The 7,144-nt window shown below is 67.0% G+C and carries 7 protein-coding genes; 3 read left to right on the forward strand and 4 right to left on the reverse strand.

The features are described 5' to 3' along the window. Positions 1–47: 47 nt before the first annotated feature. Entirely contained in the window at positions 48–899 is an 852-nt protein-coding gene (gene thiD, locus NY1_RS33880; protein ID WP_067721240.1) for a bifunctional hydroxymethylpyrimidine kinase/phosphomethylpyrimidine kinase, read from the reverse strand. Between the two features lie 124 nt (positions 900–1,023). Here thiD and NY1_RS33885 point away from each other — a divergent pair, with 124 nt between their 5' ends. After that, complete coding sequence (locus NY1_RS33885; protein ID WP_067721241.1) at positions 1,024–2,172, forward strand: GTP-binding protein; 1,149 nt, start codon at positions 1,024–1,026, stop codon at positions 2,170–2,172. A 6-nt stretch (positions 2,173–2,178) separates the two neighbouring features. Here the strand turns inward: NY1_RS33885 and NY1_RS33890 are convergent, their stop codons facing one another. The 3 genes from NY1_RS33890 to NY1_RS33900 all read right to left on the reverse strand — a co-directional run bounded on the left by NY1_RS33890 (position 2,179) and on the right by NY1_RS33900 (position 3,993). Beyond that, the gene (locus tag NY1_RS33890) at positions 2,179–2,802 is read right to left on the reverse strand and encodes an NAD(P)-dependent oxidoreductase (protein WP_067721242.1); all 624 of its coding nucleotides are present in this window, start codon (positions 2,800–2,802) and stop codon (positions 2,179–2,181) included. Positions 2,803–2,911: 109 nt separating this feature from the next. Beyond that, positions 2,912–3,097, reverse strand: coding sequence for a DUF397 domain-containing protein (locus NY1_RS33895; protein WP_369690464.1), 186 nt, complete (start codon positions 3,095–3,097; stop codon positions 2,912–2,914). Then, complete coding sequence (locus NY1_RS33900; RefSeq protein ID WP_084535869.1) at positions 3,094–3,993, reverse strand: helix-turn-helix domain-containing protein; 900 nt, start codon at positions 3,991–3,993, stop codon at positions 3,094–3,096. Before NY1_RS33900 ends, NY1_RS33895 begins: the two co-directional genes overlap by 4 nt. Positions 3,994–4,685: 692 nt before the next feature. Between NY1_RS33900 and NY1_RS45235 the strand changes: the two genes are divergently transcribed. Further along, positions 4,686–4,814, forward strand: a complete 129-nt coding sequence (locus NY1_RS45235; RefSeq protein ID WP_267888480.1) for a hypothetical protein — start codon at positions 4,686–4,688, stop codon at positions 4,812–4,814. Positions 4,815–4,863: 49 nt separating this feature from the next. Continuing rightward, a partial coding sequence (locus NY1_RS33910; protein ID WP_067721245.1) for an AfsR/SARP family transcriptional regulator occupies positions 4,864–7,144 on the forward strand: 2,281 nt, incomplete at its 3' end.

The raw sequence follows: 7,144 nt of genomic DNA on the forward strand, positions 1-7,144 counted from the left end.
GGGAGGCGTTCACGCCATCGCCCGTTCCGGCGATTGCGAGCAGCGGGCTACCGCGCTCCGAGGTGCAGTCGCCACAGCGGCGAGACCGGGCCGTGGCCGGCGCCCAGATCGTAGGAGGCTTCCAGGCAGCGGAAGGTCCATTCCTTGGCGAAGGCGACTGCGTCCGGGACGGTGTAGCCGTGGGCGAGGGCGCAGCAGATGGCGGCGGCGAGGGTGTCGCCGCCGCCGTGGTCGTTGCCGGTGGCGAGGCGGCGGGCGGGGAGTTCGTGGAAGGTTTCGCCGTCGAAGAGCAGGTCGGTGCTCTGTTCGGAGGTGCGCAGGTGGCCGCCCTTGACGATGGCCCAGCGCGGGCCGAGGGCGTGCAGGGCTTCGGCGGCTTTGCGGGCGCTGGCGTCGTCGACGACGGTGATGCCGGTGATGAGGCGGACCTCGTCGAGGTTGGGGGTGACGACGGTGGCGAGGGGAATCAGGGTGTGGCGCACCGCGTCCAGGGCTTCGGCGTGCAGCAGGGGATCGCCGTGCATGGAGGCCGCTACCGGGTCCACCACCAGCGGAATGGTTCCGTCGCGTCCGATGCCGACCTCCCGGCACACCTGCGCGACGGCTTCGATGATGGCGGTGGAGGCCAGCATGCCGGTCTTGGCGGCTCCGATGCCGATATCGCTCACCACGGTGCGCACCTGATCGGCGACGATCTGCGGCGGGATCTCGTGAAAACCGCTGACGCCCAGGGTGTTCTGCACCGTCACTGCGGCGACCGCGACGCACGCGTGCACGCCGCACAGCGCCATGGTGCGCGAGTCGGCTTGAATGCCCGCGCCGCCACCGGAATCGGTTCCGGCGATCGTCAGCGCGCGTACGGGCGTCTGCCCATTGGGGGTGAGCGGTAGCAGTTCCACGCCCGTGACCCTACGCGGCCGGGCGGCCGGTGTGACCTGTGTGTCCCGGGCCTGCGGGAGCCGTCCGGCCCCGGCCTGGTGACCCGCGAACTCTTCAGTTAATGAAAACCATTATCATTACGGTATGACCTCAGCCCAGCGCCCCGCCCCGCTGCCCGTGACCGTGCTCTCCGGCTTCCTCGGCGCGGGCAAAACCACCCTGCTCAACCACCTGCTCGCCAATCGCGAAGGCCGCCGCGTGGCGGTCATCGTGAACGACATGAGCGAGGTGAACATCGATGCCGCGCTCGTCGCCGGCCAGGGTCACCTGGATCGCACCGAGGAGAAACTCGTCGAACTCACCAACGGCTGCATCTGCTGCACGCTGCGCGAGGACCTCATCGAATCGGTCGGGAAGCTGGCGCGCGAGGGCCGCTTCGACCATCTGGTCATCGAATCCACCGGTATCTCCGAACCCATGCCGGTCGCCGCCACCTTCGAATGGGAATTCGAGGACGGCTTCAAACTGGGCGAGATCGCGAAACTCGACACCATGGTGACGGTGGTCGACGCCTCCACCTTCCTGGTGGAAGTGGTGAAGGGTCAGGCGCTGGCCGAACGCAACATGCAGGCGGGCGACGGGGATGCCCGCACCATCGCCGATCTACTGGTGGATCAGGTGGAGTTCGCGAATGTGCTGGTGCTCAACAAGACCGACCTGGTGAGCGCGAACGCGGCGGGCAGCGTGGAGGCGACGATCCGCCGCTTGAACCCGAACGCCCGCATCGTGCGATCCGCGCACGGCGTGGTGGATCTGGAGCACATCCTCGGCACCGGCCTCTACAACCCCGATATCGCCGCCCAATTCGAGGGCTGGGACGAGGAACTGGCGGGCGGCCACACGCCTGAAACCGAGGAATACGGCATCAGCAGCATCACTTTCACCGCCGACCGCCCGTTCCATCCCGAACGTCTGAACAATGCCCTCGCGCAAATGCAGCGCCTGCTGCGTTCCAAGGGTTTCTTCTGGCTGGCCAGCCGTCCCGACCTGGCCGCGCTCTGGTCGCAGGCCGGCCCCAATCTGACTTTCGAACCGGCCGCCTACTGGACCGCCCTGGATATGGAACCCGGGCAGGAGATCGTTTTCATCGGCGTCCACCTGGACCGTCCGCACGTCCGCGACCTGCTGAATTCGGCCCTGCTCACCGATGCCGAGCTGGCATCCGGGCCGCAGTCCTGGCTGCGGTACCCGGATCCCTTCCCGTCCTGGGGCGATGCCCACTCCCACGCCTGATCCGGCTCAATTCGAGATGCCGGGGGTGCGGCGCAGGTAGGTGGCGTCGCTGACCTGCTCCAGCAGGAACGCGGCGACATCGGCCCGGGAGATCTTCAGCGTCAAGCCCTTGGCACCGGCCGGCACATCCCGGTGGTAGCCGCCGGTGGCCGGATCGTCGGTGAACGCGGCCGGCCGCACGATGGTCCAGTCCAGATCGCTGGCCTGCACATAGGTTTCCTGCACCCCGTGGTCGGCGTACGCTTGCCGCAGCAGCATGCCGAACAGGATGTACTTCCACAGGAAGTTCAGGTTCCCCCGGGAATCGCCCACGCCCAGCGAGGACATGCACACCAGCCGCTTCACCCCGGTCCGCTCCATGGCCTGGATGACCGTCTTGGTCCCTTCGGCCCGCAGCACCCCCTTGCGCCCCGCACCCAGCGTGACGATCACGGCGTCCTGCCCGAGCACGGTCTGCTCGACCGCCGAAGGATCGAGCACATCACCGACGACGACCGTCAGATTCGGATGCGACACAGTCGAATTGCCCGCCGACCGAGTGAGAATGGTGACCTCGTGCCCGGCCTGCAAAGCCTGCTCGGTGACCTTGCGGCCGACGGTCCCGGTAGCTCCGAAGATTGCGATTCGCATTGCATTCACCTTTCGAATTTCGTTGTCTTGAAGGTGAATTCAGTTTGTCAATCCCCGGTCCCCGCGAACATCGCCGTGCGTCTCACCTACATGCGAGAGGGTCTCGGGCCTACTCGCTGACGAAGCGGACGAACCCGGCCCACTCCTCGGGGGAGAAGAACAGCTCGGGCCCGCCGGGCTGCTTGCTGTCGCGCACGCCGGTCCGTTCGGACTCGTGACAGACCTCGACGCACTCGTTCGCGGTCGGGGACCGAGAAGACTTGAACCACTTACCCGCTGGCGACTGGCTGATCACGGGGTGTACTCCTTCGCCATCTTCGACACCAGATCCCGGGTGTCGCCTTCACTCAACGCTACTGCCTGGATTCCCGTGACAGCCTCCCTGTAGCGGTTGATCACGTCCTCGCGCTCCAGGTAGAGCGCACCTTCCGCGCCCTCGGTGTACACCACGGGAGGCTCGGTGAGCCGGCTGCTCGTGGGCGGGAAGTCGAGCAGGGTGAATGATTGGATCACCAGCCCGGGATGGCTACCGACCCCGTGCGGCACTACCCGGATCGAGATATTGGGACGCTCGCCGATCTCGGCGATCTGGCGCAGCTGTTCGGCGAGGACGAGCGGGCCGCCCGGCTGATGCAGCAGGGCCGACTCCGAGATCAGCGCGTCCAAGCCGAAGCCGTCTTCGGTGAGGCGCTCCTGCCTGCGCGCCGAAAGTTCCAGCAGGCGTTCGGTATCCACCGCCGACAGGCCGGGTGCTCTCGTCCCGATCAACGCGCGCCGGTATTCGGGAGATTGCAGGATGCCGGGCATCAATACGAGCTGATGGGATGTCATGTGGTTCGCCGCGGCCTCGAGGCGCAGATAGTGATCGAAGAACGAGTCGTACAGGTCGCTGTACCCCTGCCACCAGCCCTTTCCCCGGCCCTGCGCCTTCGCCAGCTTGGTCTGCTGCTTGACGACCGCCCACATCTCCAGCGCATCGGAACGCTCTTGGGCCGACACCTGGTAGAGGTCGAGCAGCTTCTCGATCTGCGGCGTCGAAATCTTCGACGGCAGACCGTCTTCCAATCGCATGATCGTCGGCGAGGACACGTCGATCGCGAGCCCCGCCGCCAGCATGCTCTTGTGGGCGTTCTCCCGGAGGGAGCGGAGAAAACGACCGAAACCCCTTCGGGGAATGGTGGATCCGACCATTTCGTTAGCCTCGCTATTCGGGTTGCTTCAGCGTGAAATGAGTCACCGTGTAATTCCAGTGTATTTCGGAGCAATATGCAGCGTGTGCGTTTCATGAAAGGTCCCGGAGGTGTCTACTGGAGAAGTCTTCGAGTCCGCCACAACCAGGTCGGGGTGATCGAAATGTCTTGGGAAACATGCGTATTGGTCGTTCTTGCAGTCTCGCTACTGGCCCTGTCGATTTGGGGTTTCGCTGGAATTCCAAACGGTCGGGACGCCCGATTTCTCCGACTCGCGTATATCGAAGGCGAAGGGCACCTCTACGTCCCCGCCTCAGGCGGAGCCGGACGCTGGCATCACGGCCGCCATCGAGCGGGCTGGTGACGCAATGCCTTACATCGTTTCGCAGATCAAGCACGAACGCTTCCCGGAGGACGTCGCCGCGCTGAAGTATTCACGGAGTGTGGAGGCGCTCATGCATTCGCATATGGGATGCATTGCGGGGGAGGGTACTTCACCACGGTCCTGCAGTGCGCGACGGCAGCTCATGGGCATCGCTATACAAGCCGGTTGGGCTTGGGTCGGCAAGGTCCCGGATACGGACGGGCTCTCCCGGTGAGGGCCAGGCCGCTGCGGTTCGCTGACCAGCGGCGTTGATCGGGTGTTCATTCGGGGGAATTGGCTGGTGAGGGACGCTACCTACGGTTCCGGGCATGACGAATCGAAACCCTCCCGCTTGGCCCGAGACCCGGCGTTTCGCCAAATGGATGTTGGTCCTGCTGTACGGGGCCGGCCTGTATGTCGTGTTCGCCGTCAAGGACCTCGTCGCGCGGGTGAGCTGAACCTCCCGCATAAGATCGGCTGATCCCATGTTTTTACCGAGAGAAGCCGATGGATCCCGCGGAACTGAGCTTTACGGTGCTGGGCCGCGTCACCGTCCGGCGCGGCCCGCTGACCTTGGCGTCCGGGCGGCTGCGCACCCAGGCCGTGCTCGCCGCGCTCCTTTTCGCGGGTGGTCGCCCGCTCACCGCGGCGCAGCTGGTCGATGCGGTCTGGGGTGAGGAACTTCCAGGCGACCCCATCGCTTCCCTTCGCTCCCACGCGCTGCTGCTGCGCAAGCTCGTCGAGCCGGATCGCGCCCCGCGGACCGCGCCCTCCGTGCTCGTGTCGGTCGGCGACGGCTATGAACTTCGCGTGGGGCGCGACTCCATCGACGCTTTCCGCGTGCAGGCGCTCGCCGAATCCGCCGAGAATGCCAGAGCTGCACAAGATTTCGAACATGCTCACATCCTGCTGACCGAGGCGCTGTCGCTGTGGCACGGCGAACCCTTGGCGGGGGTGCCCGGCCCGGCCGCGACCGATCATCGCCGACGCCTGTCCGAGCTGCGGGTAAACCTGCTCGAAGCTCGCCTCGACACCGACCTGCAGCTGTCCCGTCACGCCCGGGTGATCGGCGAGATAGCCTCCGCGAGTGCCGAATTCCCGCTCCGGGAACGCTTGCGTGCCCTGTGGATGACGGCCCTGTACCGCTCCGGCCGTCGCAGCGAAGCCCTCGCCGTCTACACCGACACCCGTCGGCTGCTGATCGATGAACTCGGCATCGAACCCGGGCCCGAACTGACCGAGCTGCACCGGCGAATCCTCGACGACGAACTCCCGCCCCTGCTACCTGTATCCCCGCAGCCGCAGCCGCAGCCGCAGCCGCAGCCGCAGCCGCAGCCGCAGCCGCAGCCGATGCCGATGCCGATGCCGATGCCATCGGAGGCCGGGCGGGCGGGATGGCACGGCACGCACGGTGACTTGCGCGACGGCATACGACCCGCGCAATTACCCAGAGGGATAGCCGATTTCACCGGACGCGAGACGCTGCTGACAGAACTCGGCACCGCCCTGACTCCGACCGGATTCGCCCCACCGGTGGTGGTTGTCACCGGCATGGGCGGAGTCGGCAAGACGACCCTGGCCACCCGCGTCGCCCTGACGATCCGAGACCGCTTCCCGGACGGTCAGCTCTACGCCGACCTGCGCGGCGTCGACGACCGGCCCGCCGAACCCGTCGGTGTGCTGGGCGGCTTCCTGCGCGCGCTAGCCATCCCGGACAGCGACATTCCACCCACCGAGCCCGAACGCGCCGCCCTATTGCGCAGCCTGTCGGCGGACCGGCGCCTGCTCATCGTGCTGGACAATGCGGGCACGCTGGATCAAGTGACGCCGCTGCTGCCGAGCGGACCCGGTTGTGCGGTCCTGGTCACCAGCCGTGCGGTACTGCCGCTGCCGGGCGCCACCCACCGCCAGCTGGATCTGCTGTCCACCGATGAGGCGCGAAACCTCATGGCGGGCATCGTCGGTGCAGAACGCGCAGCCGCCGAATCGGAGTCCGTCGACGCGGTGATCGCGGCGTGCGGACGGCTGCCGCTGGCCATCCGGATCATCGGCGCGCGGCTCGCGGTGCGACCGCGATGGAGTATCGCCGAGGCGGCGCGACGGCTGGCCGACGAGCGGAATCGGCTCTCGGAGTTACGGTGCGGCGATCTCGCCGTCGACGCCTGCTTCGCCTTCGGATACCGGGACCTGCCGCCCGCGACGGCACGGGCCTTCGCGGAATTGGCGGTCCCCGCCGCGCCCGAGCTGTCGGTCGCCGCCGCCGCGGCGATACTGGGGACGGACATCGGGGCCGCCGCCCAGGTCTGTGAGTCCTTGGTCGACCTCGGGCTGCTGCAATCCACGGGAATCGATCGTTACGGGTATCACGACCTGCTGCGCCTGTACGCGCGCACGGTCGATCCGGAGCTGGACCGGGTGCGGGTACTGTCGCGCCTGCTGGACTATTACCTGGCGACCGCGAAAAATATTGTCGCGCTGCGCTATCCGGGGCATCGGCTCGATTATGTCCCGGCGACCGAGCATCCCGGCGCCGCCATCGAATCCGAAGCGGACGCGCACGCTTGGCTGGACGCCGAACGCACCGCGCTGATCGCCCTGTACCGGCAGGTCGCCGCCGACCATCCGGCCCTGGCGCCGTCCAGCGTGGATGTGGCCATGCTGATCAGCGAGGCCGTCGACCCCTCGCCGCAATCCGGGCAGCTCGCCGGCGCGCTGCGACGACTGCTCGCCGTCGCCACCGGATTCGAGGACCGGGAAACGGAACTCCGGGCTCGTGCCGCCCTCGGCC

The organism is Nocardia yamanashiensis NBRC 100130, from assembly GCF_001613325.1.
Taxonomy (GTDB): Bacteria; Actinomycetota; Actinomycetes; order Mycobacteriales; family Mycobacteriaceae; genus Nocardia; species Nocardia yamanashiensis.

Coding starts and splice junctions, on each gene's coding strand:
- NY1_RS33885 (WP_067721241.1), top strand. CDS start 1,024: ATGACCTCAGCCCAGCGCCCCGCCCCGCTGCCCGTGACCGTGCTCTCC.
- NY1_RS33890 (WP_067721242.1), bottom strand. CDS start 2,802: ATGCGAATCGCAATCTTCGGAGCTACCGGGACCGTCGGCCGCAAGGTC.
- NY1_RS33900 (WP_084535869.1), bottom strand. CDS start 3,993: ATGGTCGGATCCACCATTCCCCGAAGGGGTTTCGGTCGTTTTCTCCGC.
- NY1_RS45235 (WP_267888480.1), top strand. CDS start 4,686: ATGACGAATCGAAACCCTCCCGCTTGGCCCGAGACCCGGCGTTTCGCC.